At 37.2% G+C, this 23,587-nt stretch carries 14 protein-coding genes and 1 pseudogene; 8 read left to right on the top strand and 7 right to left on the bottom strand.

All coding sequences use genetic code 11. The annotated features are described in order from the left end of the window. Positions 1-184, bottom strand: a pseudogene (locus tag GQO39_RS04420) (hypothetical protein); the annotation flags it as partial. Positions 185-345: 161 nt separating this feature from the next. Next, on the bottom strand, positions 346-1,476 hold the full coding sequence (locus tag GQO39_RS04415; protein ID WP_156851106.1) for a metallophosphoesterase family protein: 1,131 nt from the start codon (positions 1,474-1,476) through the stop codon (positions 346-348). A gap of 547 nt (positions 1,477-2,023) precedes the next feature. Here GQO39_RS04415 and GQO39_RS04410 point away from each other — a divergent pair. The 6 genes from GQO39_RS04410 to GQO39_RS09165 all read left to right on the top strand — a co-directional run bounded on the left by GQO39_RS04410 (position 2,024) and on the right by GQO39_RS09165 (position 14,470). Next, positions 2,024-7,102, top strand: a complete 5,079-nt coding sequence (locus tag GQO39_RS04410) for an autotransporter outer membrane beta-barrel domain-containing protein (RefSeq protein ID WP_156851105.1) — start codon at positions 2,024-2,026, stop codon at positions 7,100-7,102. A 590-nt stretch (positions 7,103-7,692) separates the two neighbouring features. Further along, on the top strand, positions 7,693-10,179 hold the full coding sequence (locus tag GQO39_RS04405) for an autotransporter outer membrane beta-barrel domain-containing protein (protein ID WP_156851104.1): 2,487 nt from the start codon (positions 7,693-7,695) through the stop codon (positions 10,177-10,179). 554 nt (positions 10,180-10,733) lie between these two features. Then, positions 10,734-13,085, top strand: a complete 2,352-nt coding sequence (locus GQO39_RS04400; RefSeq protein WP_156851103.1) for an autotransporter outer membrane beta-barrel domain-containing protein — start codon at positions 10,734-10,736, stop codon at positions 13,083-13,085. 235 nt (positions 13,086-13,320) lie between these two features. Then, positions 13,321-13,587 carry a hypothetical protein gene (locus tag GQO39_RS09175; RefSeq protein ID WP_246668523.1) on the top strand — a complete coding sequence of 89 codons (267 nt, stop codon included), beginning with the start codon at positions 13,321-13,323 and terminating at the stop codon, positions 13,585-13,587. A 50-nt stretch (positions 13,588-13,637) separates the two neighbouring features. Further along, positions 13,638-13,844: a hypothetical protein gene (locus tag GQO39_RS09170; RefSeq protein ID WP_246668522.1), complete on the top strand. Its 207-nt coding sequence runs from the start codon at positions 13,638-13,640 to the stop codon at positions 13,842-13,844. Between the two features lie 74 nt (positions 13,845-13,918). Next, on the top strand, positions 13,919-14,470 hold the full coding sequence (locus GQO39_RS09165) for an autotransporter outer membrane beta-barrel domain-containing protein (RefSeq protein ID WP_308418499.1): 552 nt from the start codon (positions 13,919-13,921) through the stop codon (positions 14,468-14,470). A gap of 203 nt (positions 14,471-14,673) precedes the next feature. Here GQO39_RS09165 and GQO39_RS09160 read toward each other — a convergent pair whose 3' ends face one another. Further along, positions 14,674-15,183: a hypothetical protein gene (locus tag GQO39_RS09160; RefSeq protein ID WP_246668521.1), complete on the bottom strand. Its 510-nt coding sequence runs from the start codon at positions 15,181-15,183 to the stop codon at positions 14,674-14,676. Between the two features lie 28 nt (positions 15,184-15,211). Between GQO39_RS09160 and GQO39_RS04390 the strand changes: the two genes are divergently transcribed. Further along, on the top strand, positions 15,212-17,479 hold the full coding sequence (locus GQO39_RS04390) for an autotransporter outer membrane beta-barrel domain-containing protein (RefSeq protein WP_246668520.1): 2,268 nt from the start codon (positions 15,212-15,214) through the stop codon (positions 17,477-17,479). A 194-nt stretch (positions 17,480-17,673) separates the two neighbouring features. Here GQO39_RS04390 and GQO39_RS04385 read toward each other — a convergent pair whose 3' ends face one another. The 4 genes from GQO39_RS04385 to parA all read right to left on the bottom strand — a co-directional run bounded on the left by GQO39_RS04385 (position 17,674) and on the right by parA (position 22,312). After that, entirely contained in the window at positions 17,674-18,084 is a 411-nt protein-coding gene (locus GQO39_RS04385) for a flagellar protein FlgN (RefSeq protein WP_156851101.1), read from the bottom strand. A gap of 1,973 nt (positions 18,085-20,057) precedes the next feature. Beyond that, positions 20,058-20,174 carry an EexN family lipoprotein gene (locus GQO39_RS09155; protein ID WP_246668519.1) on the bottom strand — a complete coding sequence of 39 codons (117 nt, stop codon included), beginning with the start codon at positions 20,172-20,174 and terminating at the stop codon, positions 20,058-20,060. 1,281 nt (positions 20,175-21,455) lie between these two features. After that, positions 21,456-21,686 carry a hypothetical protein gene (locus GQO39_RS04375; RefSeq protein ID WP_156851100.1) on the bottom strand — a complete coding sequence of 77 codons (231 nt, stop codon included), beginning with the start codon at positions 21,684-21,686 and terminating at the stop codon, positions 21,456-21,458. Beyond that, positions 21,683-22,312: a ParA family partition ATPase gene (gene parA / locus GQO39_RS04370; RefSeq protein ID WP_007553564.1), complete on the bottom strand. Its 630-nt coding sequence runs from the start codon at positions 22,310-22,312 to the stop codon at positions 21,683-21,685. Before parA ends, GQO39_RS04375 begins: the two co-directional genes overlap by 4 nt. Positions 22,313-23,070: 758 nt before the next feature. Here parA and GQO39_RS04365 point away from each other — a divergent pair. Further along, complete coding sequence (locus GQO39_RS04365) at positions 23,071-23,400, top strand: protein tyrosine phosphatase family protein (RefSeq protein ID WP_156851099.1); 330 nt, start codon at positions 23,071-23,073, stop codon at positions 23,398-23,400. Positions 23,401-23,587: the final 187 nt, after the last annotated feature.

Raw genomic sequence — 23,587 nt, 5'->3', positions numbered from 1 at the left:
TTTGATGGGCGGTCCAGCTTTGCGCGTTAACTGAAGAAAAACGTGGACCGGTCACGTAAGGGTGGCTCGAGACAACTCTCTGATGTTCTGCATCAAAATCTCCAAGTTTTGCTAAGGAGACAGAATGATCAGCATCATCGGTTTTAATGACAAAAGCCGTTAAGCGATCATCCATCACTAACATAAGAGAAGAAAAATATGGCAGCTTTATAACAAGATACGCACGACAAAGTATCCAACACTTTTAATGCATTTCTGAAACTTTCTGAAACATCCCCCTCACTTTTAAAATTTGTAATACAGCACACTTTTCCTCTTATACTTTTAAAGTGAGAAAAAATATCACTATAACTGACTACAACTTGCGGAAAACTGGGTATCTTCTCCTATAATGCCGAGATCTTTGATTAAAAGAGGTTTTCCTATCTCTCCATTATAGGCTTTAACGTGAATAGCCTTCCCTTTCACATCTATAAGGTAATAATCTCCATTGAAAAGCGCACCAGCTGTATAGACAGGAACATTGCCAAAGACTTTATCATTTTTTGCACGGCAATAAAATTGATAATGTGTGTGCCCCACAAATATTGCTTTGACATTATGAGAAGTGATGATCGACTTAAATATCGACAAATCTTTAACATTTTTATTACGAATAAAAAAGGATTCACCATCAATGGAAACTGGGCGAGCATCATGAAAATTGATGATTGTAATTTTACCTCTAGCATCAGCAGCAACTAAATCTTTTTTAAGCCAATCAAAAGACTTATTGATTTGCACCTCCATAGACTGTCCTTTCAAACGCACCGTATAACTTGGATAATTATGAAGCTGCACATAGTGAACATCCCCATAATCCCACGAATAACTCAAACTCCCCTTGATTACGTGAATATTGCCACCCGAAATGGGAAGGAAACTTTCAGCAACATCTGCATTGAAATAAGATAACTGGCTACGATATTTTTTGATTTCCGACACCATTCTTGAAACAGCACTAAGAGCACACGCATCTTTATAAAAATTGAATGCTTCAGGAATTGTACAATTTCCAACATTATTGGCATAATCGTGATTGCCTAACCCCTCATAGACTGGAGAACCAAAACTTTTATAGATATTTTTATAATCGTCATAATTTTTTTGTTGGCCAAACTCTGTCAAATCACCATTAACAATGTAGAATGCAGCCTTTTGCGCTTTTATGGCACCAGCAACCTGCTCGTTTATCTTCAACCATGGTTCCCTGTTCGACACACCATTAGGATCACCAGAATTTAAGCGCCATGGTTGCGGATCAGCCATGATGATCGCAGTATAATTTTTGGCAAGGGACTTTTCTTTCATGGACCAATCCATGAAAGCAGTATGGAACCTCTCGTCTTTTTTTATTTTTTCAGAAGCGAGATTAAAACAAGCAGAAAGAGCAAAAGCAATCATGGTGATTACTATATATCCAATTTTATATCTCATAAACACATCACCAACAAACGTTACGTATTTTATTGTGTTATAAAAATCTGAAAAACAATTTTTCAGACTTTTTTGTTAAGAATGTGTCAAAAATTCAAAATAATGAAAGTATGATTTTAATAATATATTTCAATCTTTCCTCTTAAAGCACTTTAATTAGTTAAGACTTATTAGCTTTGGATACACCCAAATCACCAATATGAAAACAGCTTATCAAAAAGCGAATCTTTATCAGAAATCAGAAGATATTAGTGTGCTATAAAATGCCCCAAATTAAAATAAAACAATAAATATTACAAAAACTATTATTATTTTATAATACTTACATTATCAAATATATTTTACCGTAAGTACATTATGTTGTAAACATAAATACATATACTGTTTTAATATCGCTTATTTTTAATTTTGACAAAAAAGTTAAAATACATTACTTAAAGTTACAAATTATCAATACTAATAGGTTCAAGACAATTATCCATTTTCTACTCTTCTTATGAAGTTCGCGGGGGAATGAATATTGGGGACTTTTATAAGGAGAGTACTAGTGTATAAAAAATCCCTTTTATTATATACAACAGCAGCAGCTATCATACTGTTTAACATCCAATTCAATGCACATGCCGAAACCCTTGAAGTTTCTCAAGGAGAGAAAAAAGTTGCCAACGAAACCTATGAAATTATTCATGCAAAAGACGGCGGTCAAATTATCGGCGACCATTTAACTGTGGTTGGAAATAAAGATACAAACCAAAGCATAGCCCCAAACCAAAATATAAATGAAAGCGCTTTTGCTGTAACCGCTGAAGGCAATAACAGTACGATTAAATTAAATAACACGACCATTCAAGGCTCTGATTCTGTCATTTCCCTAGGTATTATGGCAAAAGACGGCGCTACACTTCAAATGACTGGAGGAACCATTACGGTTTCTGGGGGTGGTGCTGTCTTCTCTAACAGCAAATCTAACAGCAAAAACAATGAAAACAAGCTGGAAGATATGACAATATCGAGCGGTAAAGATGATGCGCCGCTAATCAATGCAATAATAGTCTCTAACAGTACCGTCGCTTTAAAAGATGTAATTATCAAACAAGCAACCAGTGCTATAATTGCACATCGTGATTCAAAAATAACAGTCTCGGGAGGATCATTTGAAGCAGAACAAGCAACAATATTTGCTCAAAACGGCGGGACTGTTACTTTAACCAACAGTGCAAACATTACATCATCTAGTGACGTTGGACTCTATGCAAACGGTTCAAAATCTACCATCAACATGACTGGGGGAACCGTCACGGGAAAAAATGGTGCATTGATTGCTCAAGACAGTGGGCATATTGTTGTCGAAAATGTGTCTCTAAAAACAACAGATAGTGATAAATCGTTTGGTGTACTTTCTAGTGGCGAAGGCAGTGTAGTTGAATTGCTTGGGGAAAAAACAAATATTAGTGACAGTACCATCGGGCTTACAACAAACAACGGTGGTACGATCAAGATGACTGGGGGAACCATTAAAGCTTCTCTAGTCGGTGCCGGCTTCTTAAACAGTAGCAGCGAAAACACCCCAAATCAGCTGAAAGATGTAAAGATATCGAGTGGTAAAGACGATGAGTTACTGAAATTTGGAATAAGAGCAGACAAAAGTACCGTCATTTTAGATAATGTAGAAGTGACTCAAGCAGCTACCGGTATAGTTGCAGATAATAGTTCGAAAATAACAGTCTCAGAAGGGTCATTTAATGCACAAATGGCGGCAATATCTGCTTACAACAGCAGCACCATCACTTTATCCGACAGTGTAAACGTTACATCATCTAATGACGTTGGACTCTACGCAAACGGTTCAAAATCTACCATCAACATGACTGGGGGAACCGTCACGGGAAAAAATGGTGCATTGATTGCTCAAGACAGTGGGCATATTGTTGTCGAAAATGTGTCTCTAAAAACAACAGATAGTGATAAATCGTTTGGTGTACTTTCTAGTGGCGAAGGCAGTGTAGTTGAATTGCTTGGGGAAAAAACAAATATTAGTGACAGTACCATCGGGCTTACAACAAACAACGGTGGTACGATCAAGATGACTGGGGGAACCATTACAACTTTTATAGTTGGTGCTAACTCTTCAAACAGTAACAGAAATAAAAACAAACCTGAAGATGTGCCGATATTAAATGGTAAAGGCGATGCACAGCAAAGCTTGGGGGCAATAGCAAACAAAAACAGTACAATCATTTTAAAAGATGTAACCGTCACGCAAGCAACCAATGCCTTAGTTGCAGATGATCACTCGACAATAACAGCCTCAGGAGGATCATTTAATGCACAAATGGCGGCAATATCTGCTTACAACAGCAGTACCATCACTTTAACCGACAGTGTAAACGTTACATCATCTAATGACGTTGGACTCTATGCAAACGGTTCAAAATCTACCATCAACATGACTGGGGGAACCGTCACGGGAAAAAATAGTGCATTAGCTGCTAGCGACGGTGGCCATGTTACGGTCAAAGATGTTGCTCTAAAAGCAACAGGCGACGTGACGGCAGTTAGATCCGTTGTAGTTTCTGTTGGCGCGAGCAGTGTGGTTGAATTGCTTGGAAAGACAACAATTAATGATAGCGAAATCGGGCTTGCAACAAACGACAGTGGCGCAATCAAGATGACAGGAGGAACCATTAAAACTTCTATGGTTGGTGCTAGCTTCTTAAACAGTAACAGCAATGAAAACAATCTAGAAGATGTAAAAATATCGAGTAGTGAAGACGATTCGTTACTGGGGATTGGAATAGCAGCAGAAAAAAGTACCGTCGTTTTAAAAAATGTAACCGTCACGCAAGCAGAGACTGGTATCTCTGCAGATGATCACTCGACAATAACAGTCTCCGGAGGATCATTTGATGCACAAGGTACAACAATATTTGCTCAAAACGGCAGCACAGTCACCTTAACGGACAATGCTAAAATTGCATCATCCGATGGTGATGGACTCGTTGCAGAAGGTTCAGGATCTAAGATCATAATGCTAGGAGGAACAGCAACAGCAAAGAATAAATATGCTGCATTGTATGCAAAAGACCGTGGACAGATTGATGCCACAGCTGTTACCCTAACAACAGACGGTAAAGGAGATGGTGCAGTTGCATTGGGCCCTAAGAGCATAATAAAATTGCAGGGACATACAACAATTAACAATACTTTCAACGGTCTTGGAGCGATTGCTGGGGGCAAAATTACCAGTGAAGATTTAACAGTAATCGGTGGTGAAGCAATCAATTCAGACCCCGATAAAGAACGCACTGGTGTATGGACAAAGGATGCTGGTAGTGAGATTCACTTAACGGGCAAAACAACCATTCAAAATGTTGATGAAGGTCTCTATGCAGACGGTGGGAGCAAAATTGTTAGTGGAGATTTAACGATAACCGGTAGTGAGTCCGAAAAAAACACCGGTGTGGGCGCCTATGAACTTAACACTTCAATTGAATTAAATGGTAAGACAATCCTTCGAAACTTTGATGTTGGTCTTGCTGCAGCCAATAATAGCACAATTAGGATGATCAATGGTGCTATTGATACAAACAAGATAGAAGCAAAAAAAGTTGCACTAACAGTAGAATCTAACGGACATATTGATCTTGCGAATGCTTCTGTAACAGCGGGAGTAGCTGGTTTGCAATTCATGTCTCTCTCTACAGATGATCTACAAAAAGATCAAAACAATGAAATCAATCTAACCAATGCAGATATTCACATTGAAAATGGCGCTGGAATTTTCGTTGGAGCTATTGTTGAAAAAAACATTGAAAATAATGCTACTCCATCAATCGGTACAGCTAATCTTAAAAATTCAAAGATCCATGCCGATGTTTTATTAGATAACGGTATTTTGTGGAACAAAATTTGGGAGGAGGATAAAAATTGGTGGGGTGGTAGAGAAGTTAAGGAAATATCCAACGGTACCTTCACATTAAACGCAGATCATTCCACTTTAGAGGGCAGAGCAAAAATTGCACAAGAGAGAAATGTACTCTTTGATCTAAAAAATAAGACAACATGGACATTAAAGACCAGCACAAAAGAAAAAGATGATGAAGGTAATCTGCTTGATATTGCTCAAAGATCACGTTCTGATATTTCTGTGCTCAACCTCAATGACAGCACTATTTCTTTTAACGGACCAACAGAAGAGCATTATCATACATTGCATATAGGATCTGGAAAACCAGATACCACAGCCGTCTACAACGCCTCTGGTGACGCAAAAATTTATTTCAACACTACATGGAGTGATGGCGTTTCCATAGCTGATCAAAAAACCGATAGACTGCTAATCCATGGTGATGTCTCAGGCAACACAACAGTTTATATCAAAAGCGATTTAGGAGATAAAAATAGTGTAGTAAATGCTTCTGATCCTTCGAATATGAGTGGTCTTTCACTCATCCAAGTTTCTGGAGAAGCAAAAGAGGATTCTTTCAAATTAGCCAAGGGCTATACCACAATAGGGGGAAGTCCTTATAAATACACGCTAACTGCCTATGGACCAACATCAAGCCATGGTGAAGCCGATATTGCGCAAAACCTCTTTGATGAAAAGAACGAAAAATTCTGGGATTTCCGCTTACACAAGGCACTTCTTGACCCAGATTCAAAAGTGGGAGCTGTTGTACCACAAATGGCAAGCTATTTGGTCATGCCGAATGTTCTCTTCACTACGGGCTTAACCGATATGGCTAAGCAAAACGCGCTTTTAGCCAATATGAGAACATCAATCTTGGGAAATAAAAAGAATAACGGCTTCTTCTTATACACCTATGGAAGTACAGGAACCTTATCCTCTGAACGCGGTCCTCTCGAATATGGTTATGGTGCTGATATCCGCTATGCTGCTATCCAAGCCGGTCTTGCATTACCTGCACTGGAAAGGCAAAATACCACAACACATTTCGGTTTTGTAGGAACCTATGGGCAGATGTCTTTCACCCCAAAAGATATGCAAGATGCGAGTAAAACCTCATTGGATAAATGGTCACTTGCAGCCTATGGCAGCGTACAGCATGACAATGGTTTCTACATCGATACACTTTTGTCCTATGGGATAATAAAGGGAGATATTACCAATGCCATCATTGGCAAAACTGCAAAATTGAAAAATGCCAAAATGTTAAGCATCTCCACCACTGTTGGCAAACAGTTTGCAACAGGAATGGAAGGCTTAACCTTCGAACCCCAAGCACAACTTGCTTATCAACATTTGATGTTTGATACCATTTCAGATACCGATAATCTTACCATTGATATGAACAATCCTCATCAATGGTTAATCCGTGTCGGTGGTCGTTTAACAAAAACTGTCGTCACAGCTGAAAATGGTCGTTCTATTTCCTTCTATGGAAAAGTAAATGCAGTCAAAACTCTTGGAGACAATGAAGCAATCCATATTGATAAAAATTATCAACGTGATTCTGTAGGCTCTTTTATTGAAGGTGGGCTTGGTATCAGTGCGCAACTGTCACCAAACATCTCTCTTCATGGGGATGTCAGCGCTCAACAAAAACTTCAAAAAACCGGTATAACTGGAGCAAGTTTTTCAGGCGGAATACGTTATCAGTTTTAAAACACAAGGCTATAAAAAAGCGGTAATGTTATTTTATTCGTTTTAACATAAAAGGCAGCACATTGTGCTGCCTTTTCAGTTTATAAACCCGAATTGCCTCATCAAAACCTCCTTCGCCTTTATCAATAAAGCATGCAAAATATTTTTGCAAAGCATGCAAAATATTTTTGCTTTCTTAATTTATTTTTAAAAGCACATGATCGTCCTCCCTCTTTGTTCTATGCTATGGAAAATTTGCTAAAAACTTTTGGCAATGCTCATGAAAAAATTTCTTCTATCTCAACTCTATAAAGCTTTAATAATAACAAGCTTTGATCAGGGCGCAATATTTCAACATATCGCGCTTCATAGAGACTCAATTTATGGATAGAGATTTACCAAGATAATTTTTTGGAATCTGTTTTTCCACTGATTTGCATTACTATTTTAAAAGATTTTCTGAAGCAAATCTTCAAACTATAGAGAATACCACCATATAATACGCTTTGTTCTTTACAAGAAAAACATAGTGATATAAAAGTACCTCGGAACTTGCGCCATCAGGGGAATGAAGTAAGCATCAAAGGCATACCAATAATAAAGGCATATCTATGTGTAAGAAATCTATTTATAAGAAAAGTTTTTTGTTATATACAATTGCTGGAACTTTGCTTTTCCCTAATTTCTGTCCGACTCATGCAGATACACTACCTCCTGAAGTTGTTAATCAGCTTAATTTGAATAATGGAGAAAATGAAACTTTTGATAATATTCTTATCCGTCATAGGGGTCCTGGAGTGTCTGCCCATGATAAATCAGTTCTCACAATTAAAAACTCAACAATACAAACAGAATTAGCTGCACTTTCTGTATCAACAAGTGGGCGCATCGATGCTAAAAGACTTGAAGCAAATACAAGGTACATAGGTTTAGAAACTAAAAATGGTATAATCAACGTCGAAGATTCGAATATAATTGTCAAAAAAGGAGGAAGCGGTGGTATTGTTTTTTATGAAACCCCAAAAAATAAAATAAAAGAGGGAGAACACGTTGTAAACCGAGTAAATCTTACTAATACAAAGCTTATTGTAGAAGATGGCGTCGGTATTCGGGGACCTTACGGTTCAAAGGCTATTGCAGAAGTTCATCTTAAAAATTCAGAAATTCGTGCCGATATGTTATTGAGAAATAAAACAAGGCGTGTATATCATGATGAAGATACCCTTCCCGTTTCTCTTACATTAACTGCTAAAAATTCGATTCTAGAAGGAAGAGCAAGAACATTAAAAGTAAATACAACAGTTCTTACTCTAAGTAATAATAGCAAGTGGTACTTAAAGGTCAGTCAAGAAGATGTAGATACTGATTTTAGTACCTTTAATTTCGATCTCAGTGACATTAAACAACGAGCACTTTCTACCGTTTCAGTACTGAACCTTGATAATAGCTCTATCGTATTTAATGTACCACCTGCTCTAGCAAAGAACCAATATCAAACTTTGAGTGTAGGACGAACCGCTGAGGTTTATAAATCAAGAGACAATATGGTCCCTACTGTAGCAACTGCTTACCATGCAACAGGCGATGCAAAAATTTATTTCAATACTGAATGGAGTGATGGCCTAACCAAAGAACAACAAAAAACAGACCGCCTTCTTGTTCATGGGAATGTATCAGGTACCACAACAATCTATTTCAATAGTCTTTCGAAGAATGAGAAAATAAACTCAGCAGATTCCGTTGCGTTAAATATGCGTGGTATTTCACTCATTCAAGTCTCTGGAAAAACGGATGAAACCGCTTTCAAATTAGCACATGGTTACATCACAATGGATGGATTGCCTTATAAATATACACTGAATGCTTATGGACCAACATCGAGTCGTGGAAAAGCCAATGGGCAGCAAAGCTACTTGGGAGAAATCTCTCAAGAATCAGAAGAAAATACTCTCAAAGACTACACGAGCTATGTTATAAAAGGGAACACTATTGAGGGAATTTCAAAAAATGACAAAGGTGAATCAGCGCCAAATCACGGGGAAAAAGGCAGCATTCAAAGCCATTTGAAAAAAGATGATAATTTCTGGGATTTCCGTTTGCAAAGTGCTACTCTCGATGGTGAAGAAAAGGTCAAAGCTCTTGTGCCTCAAGTGGCGAGCTATTTGGTAATGCCCCAAGCTCTATTCTCTGCTGGACTTTCTGATGTAAATAATCAAAACACTCTGCTAGATACAATGCAAACCAAAACCCTTGAGATAAAAGATAATAAAAACAATGGGATCTTTGTATCTACTTATGGCAACAGAGTTACACTATCTTCCAGCCGTAGTCCATTACAATATGGCTATGGTGCTGACGTAAACTATGCTGCCCTACAAGCAGGTATTACATTAGCAGCGCTAGAAGATCAAGATATTACCACAAATTTTGGTCTTTTAGGCACATACGGAAAGCTGGCTTTCACTCCAAAGGATATAGAAGGTGCTGACAAAAGCACTCTAGATAAATGGTTGCTTACTGCATATGGGAGTATCCGCCATAACTATGGCTTCTATGTCAATGCCCTCTTCTCCTACGGAGCTCTGAAGGGAAACATCACCACGATCCCCAGAGGAAATACTGCAGAATTGAATAATACAAATACATTGAATGTATCAGCCATCATCGGGCAAAAACTCACAACCAGTGCTAAAGGATTAGTCTTCGAACCACAGGCACAGCTCATCTATCAACGTCTCATGCTTGGCACCCTCTCAGATGTTGATGGCTTTAACGTGAACATAGGCACCCCTCACCAATGGTTAGTTCGCGTTGGGGGTCGTTTAACACAAGATATATCTACAACGAAAGAAGGAAGTACTGTTTCTCTCCACGGAAAATTGAATTTTATCAGAGCATTTGGTGATAAGGGTACAATACAGATCGGCGATACTTTCCACCTTAATTATATGAAAAGTTCGATTGAAGGTGGACTTGGTGTGAATGCACAACTATCTCAAAATATCGTGCTTCATGCTGATGTTAATTATCAACAAAAACTCCAAAAAGATGGTCTGTCTGGGATGTATCTTTCCGGTGGAATGCGCTATCGCTTCTAAAATAAAGCAAATAAAAGCGCAATATACCTTTTTATATTAAAGTGTATATTGTGCTTTTTTTCGATTTATAAAAATTGGAATTATTTTATTACAGTCTCTCTTTCCCTTTGATTAAGTAAAAAATATAAAATATTTCGACTTTTTCATTTTACGTCTAAAATATAGAATACATAATGCATATTTCTTCTCTTCTTCGTTGCGCGAAAGAATTGGTTGAAAGCTTTTGAAGAGTATATAAATATCTTTTGCCTTAGCTGCAAAAACTTTCATGACAACAAACTTTAGTTAATGAGGTATATTCTAAATACCCTATTTCATAGGGTTTTTTGCGTATAAATTTACTAGGTAAATTTTCCGGAATTCATTTTTCACTGATTACTATAACCGTTTTAAAATGGTTTTTTGAAGCGAACAGTCTAGCTACAGAGAGCAATGCTTAATAATTCGCTTTGTTCTTTACAATAAAAACATAATGATATAAAACTGTCTCGGTACTTGCACTATCAGGGGAATGAAGTAAGCATCCAAGACATACCAATAATAAAGGCATATCCATGTGTAAGAAATCTATCTATAAGAAAAGTTTTTTGTTATTTACAATTGCGGGAACTTTGGTTTTCTCTCATTTCCGTCCAACCCATGCAGATACACCACCTTCTGAAATGATTATGCTTCGTGCGGATAAGAGAGGAGAAGAAAAGATTTTTGATAATGTTTTTGTCCGCTCTAACTATACTACAGGGGTTGCTGATGACGAAGCCTTTATTATCATTAAAAACTCAACAATGCGCTCAGATTCGGCTTTACTTTCTGCATCAACAGGTGGACGCATTTATGCTAAAAAAATTGTTGGAAAAGCAGGTACTCGGGGTTTATTAGTTGCAAATGGTACAATCCATGTTGATGATTCCATCATAACCGTCTCTGAACAACATAAAAGCTATGGTATCCTTTTTGATCATATCATAAGTTCCAATCTCAAAGAGGGTGAAAAAGTTATCAATAAAGCAACCCTTACCAATACAAAACTTCTTGTAAAAGATGGTATTGGAATTGTAGGGCCGTACTATTCAGGCGCTGTTGCTGAAGTTTATCTTAAAGATTCAGAGCTTCGTACCGATATGTTATTAAAAAATAAAACCGAAACAGAGGGTGATAAGCCTGGTACTATTACATTAACCACTGATAATTCAATTATAGAAGGAAGAGTAAAAGCTTTTCCCAAAAATACAGCAGTTTTTACTCTGAACAATAACAGCAAATGGTACTTAAATATTAGTAAATTTGAAGTAGATGTGGGGAAAGAGCATGAACTATATTATGCAAACAAGCTCTCTAATATTAATCAAAAAGCGCTTTCTATTGTTTCAGTACTAAATCTTAATGATAGCTCTATCGCTTTTAATGCTCCACACACACTGGTAAAGGGACAGTATCAAACCCTCTATGTAGGACGAGCAGCTGATGTATCTGAACCCCAACAAAATAGACGCTCTAATGTAGGGGCAGTTTACAATGCAACGGGTGATGCAAAAATTTATCTCAATACTGAGTGGAGTGATGGTGCTGTAAAAGAACAACAAAAAACAGACCGTCTTCTTGTTTATGGTGATGTAACAGGCACTACAACAATTCATTTCAACAGCCTTTCGAAGAATAAGACATCAGAAGCAGAAATTTCTGTTCCAGACAACTCTATTCCCTCGAATACACGTGGTCTTTCGCTCGTGCAAGTTTATGGAAAAGCAGATGAAAATTCTTTCAGACTATCAAATAACTACATCACGATGGGCCGTTTACCTTATAAATATACGCTGAATGCTTACGGACCAACATCAAGTCATGACAAAGCTAATGGAGAACAAAGCTTCTTGGGAGAGAATAAGAATTTTTGGGATTTCCGCCTGCAAAGTGCCACTCTTGATAGTGACGCAAAAATCAGAGCTCTTGTTCCTCAAGTAGCAAGCTATTTGGTAATGCCTAATGCTGTATTCTCCTCTGAATTAGCTGATGTAAACAATCAAAACACGTTGTTAGACAATATGCGAACAGCAGCAATTGGAGTAAAGGAGAGTAAAAAGAAAGGTATTTTCCTGTCTACTTATGGAAATAAAAGCAAATTATTTTCTAGCCGCAGTCCATTGCAATACGGCTATGGTGCTGATGTTCACTATGCTGCATTACAAGCAGGCATTATGTTAAAATCGCTAGAAGATAAAGACATGATCACGAGCTTTGGTCTTTTAGGTACGTACGGAAAACTGGCTTTTACCCCAAAGGATATAGACGGCGCTGACAAGAGTACACTGGATAAGTGGTCTCTCGCTGCATATGGTAGCCTCCATCATAACAATGGCGTCTACGTCAATGTGCTTTTCTCCTATGGAATTCTGAGAGGAAATATCACCACAGCTCTCATTGGAAATACTGCAGAATTGCATAACACTGACATAATGAATACATCGTCTACTGTCGGACAAAAATTAGCAACTGGTGTTGAAGGATTGGTTTTTGAACCCCAAGCACAGCTTGTTTATCAGCATCTTACTCTTGGTACTCTCTCAGATGTTGATGGTTTTGACGTGAATATGGGCAGCCCTCATCAATTGTTGGTACGCATTGGTGGGCGTTTAACGCAAACGACGATGCCTACTGAAAAAGGGTGTGCTATTTCTTTCTACGGCAAATTGAATGTGATGAAAGCTTTTGGTAATAATAGGACAATACAGATTGGTGATACTTTCCAATTTGATTCTATGGGATATTTGATTGAAGGTGGACTTGGTGTTAATGCGCACCTCTCTGAAAGTATCGCCCTTCATGCTGATGTTAATTATCAACATAAATTGCAAAAAGCTGGCATATCTGGAGTGAGTTTTTCTGGTGGAATGCAATATCGGTTTTGAAAATCTTTGATTTCTATTTCTGAAACAGATGCAACGCTGAAATGTAAGCAGCGTTGCATGAATTTTAAATGTTATGAAAAAGTGTCATGCATCAAAAAGTTATTCTGTTTTTATCAAAAAGAAGAAAAATATATCAAGAGCATCTTTATGTATAAGAAGCGTTTATTATTACGTACAGCTGTTTGTGCTTTGTGTTTTTCTTATTTTAATTTAACTTATATAAGTAATGCCTCTGGTGGTATTTTTATCAGTAGATAAAGCCACTTCCTCAACACTGAAAGCCACTTTTGATGCGTCACCGGAAGCTCATGTGAACTTGCCCTCAAAGGTTGATGCTACCGCCAAACCTGCTGCAGATACTGAGAAACCATCTAAGCTTGTAGATGATAAAGAGATTGCAACTTTATCTCATGCCTCTCTTGAGCTTAAAGCAAAAACCAAAACTCTCACGCTACAAGTAACAAGCTATTTGGCAATATTTCCTGCAATGTTCACCATTTGACTTGCTGATATAGCAATCAAAATGCATTGTTAGACAACGTACAAATAACAATGTTTGAACCAAAAAATAATAAAGAAAGGGGGATTTTTTCTACTTATGGCAACAGATGCCTACTATTTTCCAGCTCTAAACCATCACAAGATGGTGCTAATGCAGATATTCGCTATGCTGCATTGCAAACAGACCTTACATTAATAGCACTAGAAGATCAGAATGTCAGCACAGATTTCGTCTTTTGGGGACATATGGGAAATTAGCTTTCACCCCAAAGAACATAGAAGGCGCTGAAAAGAATATGCTTGATAAATAGTTACTCACCGCATACAGAAACATTCAGCATGACAGTGGTATCTACGCAAGTACATTCCTCTCTTACGGAATTTTCAAAGGAAATCTCACAACCGCTCTTATCAAAAACACTAAAAAAGTAAATAATATAAAAACATTAGGGGATTTTGCTGCCATCGGCCAGAAATTGCCAACGGGTGTTGAAGGCATAACACTTGAACCCCAAGCACAACTTGTTTATCAATGCCTGCCGCTTGGCACTCTCTCGGATAGCAATAATTTTAAAGTGAACCTAGGCAATTCTTACCAATGGTTGCTCCGTATTGGCAGACGTTTTACACAAAATAAAGGGCATGCTGTTTCTTTCTATGGCAAACTGAACTTTATCAAAACTTTTGATAAAAAGAAAACTATACAGATTGGTCAAAATTTTAAGCTTGCTTCTATGAGAACCTCTGTCGAAGGTGGTTTTGGTGTTAACGCGCATTTATCACAAAATATCGCGCTTCATGGCGATATCAGCTACCAACATAAACTCAAAAAAACCGACATACTTAGAATGCATGCTTCCGGCGGAATACGCTACCGCTTTTAAAAAACTTTGATTCACATCTTGAAATGCAACCAGCGCTATATATATTTCGTTTTGCATTTTATAAAAAGTACGTACTGCATTAAAAGTATATAATTTTTTTATTAAAGAGCGAGAATAAGTGTTTAGGAATATATCTATATGAAAAAAAGTTTATTATTATGTACAGTTTCTGGAGTTCTATTGTGCTCTTATTCCAGCCTGTCTTATGCCCATGATGCAGCGACTACTCTACCAACAGCTGTAAACTCTTCATCTCCACAATCTAGACCTGCGAATCCTGCATCTACAATCGCAACAACTACAGAGCTAAGCAATCCGACAAGCCCTTCTCCAACTGTACCCCCTCCAACTGTAACCCCTAAATCTAAAACACCTGCAAAACCTGCAGTTCTTACAAAGCAAACTTCTGAAAGTTCTACATCTAAGCAAGAAAATTCTAGTGCTTCAAAGCCTGACGAAAATGCAACTATAGATATGCTTTCTTCCTCTGGAGAATCGCTGCAATTTACTCGAGCAGATATAGAACCTACAGCGACAGAAACAAGAGGCAAATCGAGAAGAAGACAAGGTACAGAAAAATCCTCTTCGACAACCCCTTTAAACAAAGAAAATCTACCTAATTTTGCTGTATCAGCGCCATCAATACCTGCAAAACCAGCACCACAAACACCATCAATGAAGATACAATCAGAGCCTGTAAAACCAATATCCACACAGCCATTATCTTCAAAACCAGTACAAATGGAAGATCTACACTCTGCAATAGAAGTTGAGAACGGCGATACTGTAACGCAACATAATGTTAAAGTTTACGACAAGTTTGTTACTGTAGATGCGCAAGGAAAAAACTCGATAATAAAGATAATAGGAGGAACAGTTTCATCAGAATTCATTGCTTTAAGTGCGTCGAAAGGTGGAATTGTTAATGGCACAGATATAACTGTAACAGCATCATCGGTTGGCTTACTGGGCACAGATGGTGGTACAATTAACCTTAAAAATTCGACTGTAAATGTCGCGGGTGGGAGTCAAACGCATGGTATCGTTTTCCGAAACACCCTCAGTACACCTATGCACAACATCGCCATGAATCGAAATGCACGCAATGCCGAAGAAAGAAGTAATTTTGCCTCTCTAAAAGCTGTTCCCAATAATGTGGTGTTAACTGATACAAAACTTTTTGTTGAACGTGGTGTTGGTATTGGTGTTTATGGAGGATCTGCGAACGCTGAAGTTGTTCTCAAAGATTCAGAAATCCACGCCGATCTTTTATTAAAGAATGAGGAAGTTCTTTCCCACAATCTTACATTGACGACAGAGCATTCTCTACTAGAAGGACGGGTAAGAACATTAGGAGAAAATAGAACAGCTCTTGATCTGAAAAATAACACAAAATGGTTTTTAAAAACCAATAAAAACGTAGCTAATAATGATAAAGATCTGTCTGATAATGCGCGGCTTGGTGTCGATGAAAAATCATACTCTAACCTTTCTGCACTGAGCCTCACAGACAGTATTGTAGTGTTTGAAAAACCCACAGAGGGACATTATCAAACTTTGTTTGTAGGATCTAAACCGCAGCAAAGAGTTGAAGATTCCAATGCATATGTGACTTATAGTGCAACAGGTACAGCGGAGATTCATTTAAACACTAAATGGAGCAGTCATTCTCCGGTGAAGAAACAAGAAACCGATCGTGTCGTAATCGATGGCGATGTATCAGGGAACACCGTTGTCCACATCAATCTCTTAGAAAAAGATCAAAAAATAACCGATAACAGTTCTGGTTGGGGAGAGCACATGGCTTCACGCCCTTCAGAGACACATGGAATTTCAATCATTCAAGTTTCTGGGAAAGCTAACGAAAACTCCTTCAACTTAGCAGGCAAGTATATGACAATGGGTGGTTTGCCTTATAAGTATGTACTCACGGCTTATGCACCAGGGACATCCCATGCTAGCCAAAATCTCTTTGGTAAGAATGATAAAAATTTCTGGGACTTCCGGTTGCAAAATGCCTACGTTGATAGAAATAAGAAGATCAGAGCCCTTTTACCACAGGTAGCAAATTATTTAGTCATGCCCAATGCTTTGTTATCTGCTGGCTTTTCTGATGTGAACAATCAAAACGTACTGTTAGACAATATGAGTGCGACAGTGTTTGGAACACAGAGTAATAAAAAGAAAGGTATTTTCTTCTCTTCCTATGGTGAAAAAGCCACTTTATTTTCCAACCGTGACCCGCTGCATTACGGCTATGGTGCTGATGTGAACTATACTGCTTTGCAACTAGGTGTGATATTAGCGTCTCTAGAAAATAAAGATATCAGCACACATTTTGGTCTTTTAGGAACCTACGGAAAGCTTGCTTTTACTCCAAAGGATATGGAAGATGCTGAAAAGACAACACTTGATAAATGGTCACTCACAGCTTATAGCGGCATTCAACATAGCAGTGGTCTATACGTAAACACACTTCTTTCCTACGGACAACTGAAGGGAGATATCACCACAGCCCTCATTGGAGATGTTGCAAAACTGGATGGTACTGAGACACTAAGTGTATCTGCTACCATTGGTCAAAAAGTAGTAACCAGTTCTAAGGGGCTAATGTTTGAACCACAAGCGCAATTGATTTATCAAAATCTCTTATTCAATGTTTTCTCAGATGCTAATAATTTGGAAGTTGATATGGGCAATCCACATCAATGGCTAATGCGTATTGGTGGACGTTTGACACAAACTTTCACCACCACGGAAGAAAACAATGTTGTTTCCTTTTACGGTAAACTAAATGTACTCAAAACTTTTGGTGATGGCGGAACAATAAAAATTGGTGACACATTTTATCTTGATCCTACCGGATCTTCAATTGAGGGCGGCATTGGTGTTAATGCTTATCTCTCTCAGAATATCGCACTCCATGGCGATATTAGCTATCAGAAAAAACTTCAAAGAGCCGGTATATCAGGAACCAATTTTTCTGGTGGAATACGTTATCATTTTTAAAATAGAAGCAGTGTCGATTTTAATAAAGGCAGCCTAAAATGCTGCCTTTATTAATTAAATCTCTATTTTCAAAAAATTACCACACAAAATGTTACAACACCCAGAAGAGGTGAAAACGCGCACCCTCGCTAAAAAAACACTATACTAGGATAATTGTTTAATCACTTAGACGTCCAATGTGGACTGAAATTACATCACCAATTTCCCTCTGTTTCTTTTGTCCGCTCAGCAATTTGAACAGCTTGCGAAAGATCATTTACTGCACTTAAATGCGTTTGAAGCAATTCACTATTACGCTGTAATTTTTTTTGTAAATCTGATAATAAGCTTTCAACCTCATTTTCAATATCTTCATTCATGTAGCGCTTTACGTCGCTCACAGATTTATTAAGGTCACGTAAGCCACGTATTTTACATAAATTGATTTCTTCATAATCTGGAATACTACTGCTTTCTAGCATATTGCTTTCATAATCAACTACCTGCGCCAACCCTTTAACAGCAGCTACAAACTTCGTCATCGCCCAATCACGATCAATAAGATTGTTATCAAGAATTTTTGCTTTTGATGCAAAACTATCATCACCATATGACACTACAGACATTTTTTCCCCTTCAACGGTATTGTTCAATCTTGCTCTCAAATCAAATAAGGGAGATTAAACAGCTTCTCTTCAATGCTGATACACTCAATTGAGCTTATTGTGCGAATATTGCTCCGACAACAGCACGACAATACTTAAAAGCGTATACCTGTTCACTTTCAACACATTATATGGAAGATTTTTTTGCTCCAAAATCACCATTGGCATAATACCAATTCCAATTCGCCAAAACACCGCAAACTCTCAAGCTAATGCGCAATGGAATAATACAGAGCAAATATCAAAATTTCCAAATTTGTTTTGCCTATCTTCGACCAGAAACCATAATGTATTGACAATAACATATGCCAACAAAAACTCGTAACATATAAAGATTCAAATTCTTTAAAGATTTCAGCATGTTATCCTCCATAGCATTTGGCTTTTTACGCGCCTGAATTTTGCATGACATTTGGCACTACACAGGATCAACCCGCACCACTTCAAAAAACCCCTCTTTTCACATGCTACCTTCTGCACACAAAACAAGAAGAACATTTTCTGAATATAGCCATGCTATAATATTCAAAAGACAACTTAAAAAGGCTATAGATCTCCTTTTTTAATTATCATTCGCTTTTCTTTGCAATGAGAGACTATATAGGATTTTTAAAATCCTTTCAAGAGTTATCCCCAAAACATACAATCCTATAATCTTTCAAGATCATACGCCTTTAAAGCTATCCCCACTGATGTTTTCAACCTTTTCTGTACAACATAATCTTCTCACAGATCATTTCATTAAATAACGCACCGTTAGTCCACTATTAATATCACTCTATCTGTACACTCATTTCATACGTAAAAGAAAAATTATAGAAACAATAATTTCTTCTTCACAAAGAAAACTTTTGTTGTAAATGTCATTTTTATACCAAACCTTCTGGAAGAAGCTGTACTGTTGCTCTTTTCTTTCAAGGATCATATTTGATATTTTTTCATAAACAGCTTTAGTCGATCTCGTTATGGATAAAATCAATCAGAAAACCTATACAAAAAAAGCTTCACTTTTTCCCCTGCCCGACAATACTAAAACACCTCAACTCTCCATAAGAAAAAAGAAAGACTTTATGCTTGCTGCGTATATTGTATCAGCGTATATTACAAACTGTAACATATTATTATTCACAAAATTGATACCACAAAGAACAGAAAGAGGTTCTTATGGCTGATATAATAAAAACCGCTCTGTTTTATTCCACATTGATTGTCATCATCTATGCTTTTATCGTTACCTTAGCTCTCATAATAGAGACATATTAGATATACTCTCCCAGCTTTTTCGTGATCTTTGCAAATGAGCGCCAAAAATTCTTATAAAATCTTCAAACTTTTATAAAATCAAAGAAAGATTTCAAGGCTGCCGATAAATCACGTGCCAGTTGCAACTGTTACTTCCAACTATTTTCGTTTTAATCTTTGATTTTTATATATACTTTTAACAATCAGGCTTAATATTTTTATTCATACCTTGAATCATAATATTCCTCAGAATGATTTTTTCATCCTCCTTCTATTGAAAAACAGAAAACAACAAAGCCTAACCCTCATTGGCTTTTAATGAAATAGATGAATGTAGTACAGCTTGTGCTTATACTATTTTAAACGCAAGGCTATTGTTTTCATAAGGAGAGCTCCTTGCATCTAAAAAAAAGAAAACCTCCCAAAATAGGAGATTTCTCATTTACTGAAGTCTATATCTTTGATGTGCAAGATAAAATTCACGGTTTCTTCTTCTTGAAAGAGAACAAAAAACAATATGGTCATGATTACTTTTGTTTATAACTTCACTGCTATACTACACTTTTTCAGATTCAGAAGATTTTAAACACTGTTTTTTAGCGCCCCATAAAAAGTTCCATATAAGCTTGCCGAACGTTTTTACAATTTTGAGATGACTTTATAGGTGAATCTTCCTTGTCACATTTTTTTGCCTATTCTTCGAATAACTTTTCATCTTTCTTAAACTCTGCCACGCTATAGGTTTTTTCACAACAAACAACGACAAGTCCAGTACAAAGAAGCAATGCTGTTATAATGACTTTATTCATGATTAAACTCCCCTTCTGTCTTTCAATTTAGTAATAATAATGTGTGTCACGTGATCTCTATATTACGCTTGAAACATTTTCTTTTGACGAATATTTACAGCTTCAACACAAACATGTTGAAGCATGATAGTAACTTGCGTTTGTAACATTGCCTACACAGCTGCTCATTGTGTTTGAAGTTCTTGAAATTCAGCAACAATTTTGACATTTTGGCACTTTTCAAAGAGCTTTTTAAGCACTTCATTTCTTTCATAAACCACTTCGTAATGAGATATGAAGCAACACGTATATGTAATTATAAGCACTTGTAATGCCTGTAATCATTGCAATTTGCCAGCAAACAAAAACAACACACATTCAATGAACGAATTGCACTCTCATCATTCTTAAATCACCAGAAAAATGAAAAAAACTTTGATATAATTTGCCGTACACTTAAAACAATGCCGATAGAAATACTCAAAAAACAACTCTTCACATCCCAGCAAAAAAAATGGGGACAGCCCTCTTAAGAATGACCACAATTACATCAAATAATGTGAGAGCATAAAACAGCACAAAAGAAAGAAGCAATATCAATGGAATAATAAAGGATTCCTTCTACTCACTTGCAAAAGAGTAAATTTTATAAAGCACCAATATCAGTAAGCGCGCGATTTATTTTTAGCTCCCCCCTTTCAACATGAGTATAATTTAATAAAATAAAACCCAGCTCTATACAAATAACAATCGATATTACTTTTAGGCAAATACATATCATGAAAGTACTTTAATTATACGCAATGTTTTGTTGATGAAATTCATCTTGTACACTTGAAACTTGCAGAAAGCATAATAATCTTGGCAAAAAGTCAACACCCCTTTTCCTCACCAGCAGAAATACGATAGCAGATATTTTGTCCTCTCCTCGCTCCATAAGAAGAAAATTCTTCCCCTCCCCAATTTGTAATCAGATTGATTTCTCTCAAGTATGTCCCACTTACTGCCCCTTTCTTTTTCATTTTTACGAAAATATATCATACAACAATATCTACGTTCATTTACACCACTCACTATTTATCCTCTCACAACAATAGGATTATATGATAGTTCTTATCCAACCTAAAAATGACTAGCCAACACTAGATTTACTGAACTCAACTTTTTGAAAAGATGCAAATAAACAGAGAAAATTCGGCACAATGCATGGTCATAATATATCCTACCAGAATTTTATATTTATGATATCTGCTCTCTAGGAGGAGGCCAAATCAATGAAAACTTATTATCGTATATCATTTTTTACACTTTTCCGTATTTCTGTGAAAGCAATTCGCGCACTTCATCTGCTATTTTTGTTCCACGACTTGCGCAACTCATCTTAATTAAACGATGCAAACTTTCCGGTACATCAATGGTGAGCCGCTTCATAGCTCCATCCATGCTTCCTTTGCGGCTTCCTACCCATGCATCAGCTGTTAAAGGAATTGATTTATTGGTTGGCTTCGTACCAATCTTAATTTTTTTATTCATAGTTCTAACTCCTTAATTTCCGCTGCAACAGCTTCAATCTCTGCTGCTGCTGGTCCTTGCTTATCAACTTCATAAACAGCCTTTCCTTGTGCTACAGCTTCCGCAAAAATCACGCGCTGCGCAACGCTGGCAGAAAGAACATGTACTGGATATACTCCAAGAGCCTCGCCCACATCACGCCCTATCGCTGTATTGACTATTTTACGATTAATAACAAAAGCAGATTTTAGATTTTCTTTATAAACACGCGCTTCAGCAATAAGCTTTACAATCCCATCAGCTGCCCAAATATCGTATGGGCTAGGCTGCACAGGAATAAGCACCAAATCCGAAGCCATAAGAGCACTACGAGCAAGATCCGTCACGCGTGGAGGGCCATCAATAACAATATGATCATAATTATGACCAATCTGTGTAATCTCTCTGTGAACCGTTGCACGCGGCAAACCAACAACTGAAAACAAAGGAGCATCTTTACGAGCAGCTGCCCAATCCAATGCACTCCCCTGCGGATCAACATCAATAAGCAACACACGTGCTCCGGTACGTGCGAAGCTAGCGGCAAGATTCACGCTCAACGTAGTTTTCCCTACACCACCCTTTTGATTCAGGACTCCAATTATCATTAATTACGCCTTTCAGTTTTATCGTTTTTACGATAATACAGAAAATATCAAAGGAGGCAAGCATCTAACACACGCAAAATAATCACCACTCTTTTTTCACGAGAAAAGCTACAACCACGTACTATAATACAGCATCCATGGAATGCTTGAAGCACCCTTCCCCTTCGCACACAGCTTATACAATTAAGAAAAATCACATTTTTTAGGCACGAGTACATTAACCGGATTTTGTGAATTTAAATCCACAATTGTGCATCCTGCGCAAAACACTTTTGTTAAAAAATCTGCAGCTACATGACACACCGTAAAAATTGAGAAAAATCGTTTAGAGCCGAACAATCTCTTTTGTTTCAGCATCCTCATCAAAAAAATCAATCCTTCCCTAACAATCTCCGGCAGAAATACCACCACACAGTACAAAAAATAATGCCAACATAACCAGATACGAAAAAGCATCTTTATATTAGCTACCCTGCATGTTGTACCTCCTTTGCATTAAAACAATTCACCAAGAAGCATATGGAATGCTTTTAAAATGGTTTTTGTTCACGTACACATCTCTTTTTTACGTAGCAAGTAAAGAGTTTTTTATTGATATAAGGGAGATAAAATATCTTAATAACTGTAGTTCATTTTTCCTCAATGAGATCTATTTTTCTCGACAAATAGAACATTTTTGTTATCATCAAGGGGTTTCACCTTCATAATATAGCATAGCAGAAAGCATCATGCAGCTATAGCTACAGGGATAAATAAAGATGAACTTACAACAAATTGACCATGATATTTTTATCAGCGCCCAAATCAACCTCGAAAATATCAAAACATTAGCACAAGCTGGCTTTAAAACGATTATCTGTAACCGCCCTGATCAAGAAGATCCTCACCAACCTGATTTTTCCACCATTAAAGCAGCAGCACACGAATATGGCATAAAAGCACATCATATTCCTATCGTACCACCTACCATAAAAAAATCAGATATTGAAACCATGAAAACAATTTTAAAAGCAGCATCTGTACCTCTTCTTGCTTATTGTCACCATGGAACACGTTCAATGCATCTTTATCGTTTAGCCTGTCTTTAATCACTTATCTTAACCGATCAGAAAGCAATAAAGGGTAAATTTTAAAACTATAATAAAAGCCACAGAATTCCATAAGTTTCTGAAAAAGATAAAGATCATGCTTAAATCAGATCTCCAGACATTTGTTTCCCCCTCAAAACAAAGAAAAACACACATCTTCCATGATGTCTTAGAGTATATTTTCGTG

The organism is Bartonella refiksaydamii (assembly GCF_902652675.1).
Lineage (GTDB): Bacteria > Pseudomonadota > Alphaproteobacteria > Rhizobiales > Rhizobiaceae > Bartonella > Bartonella refiksaydamii.
The sequence above is the reverse complement of the archived record's forward strand: the minus strand, read 5'-3'. Positions and strand labels throughout refer to the sequence as shown.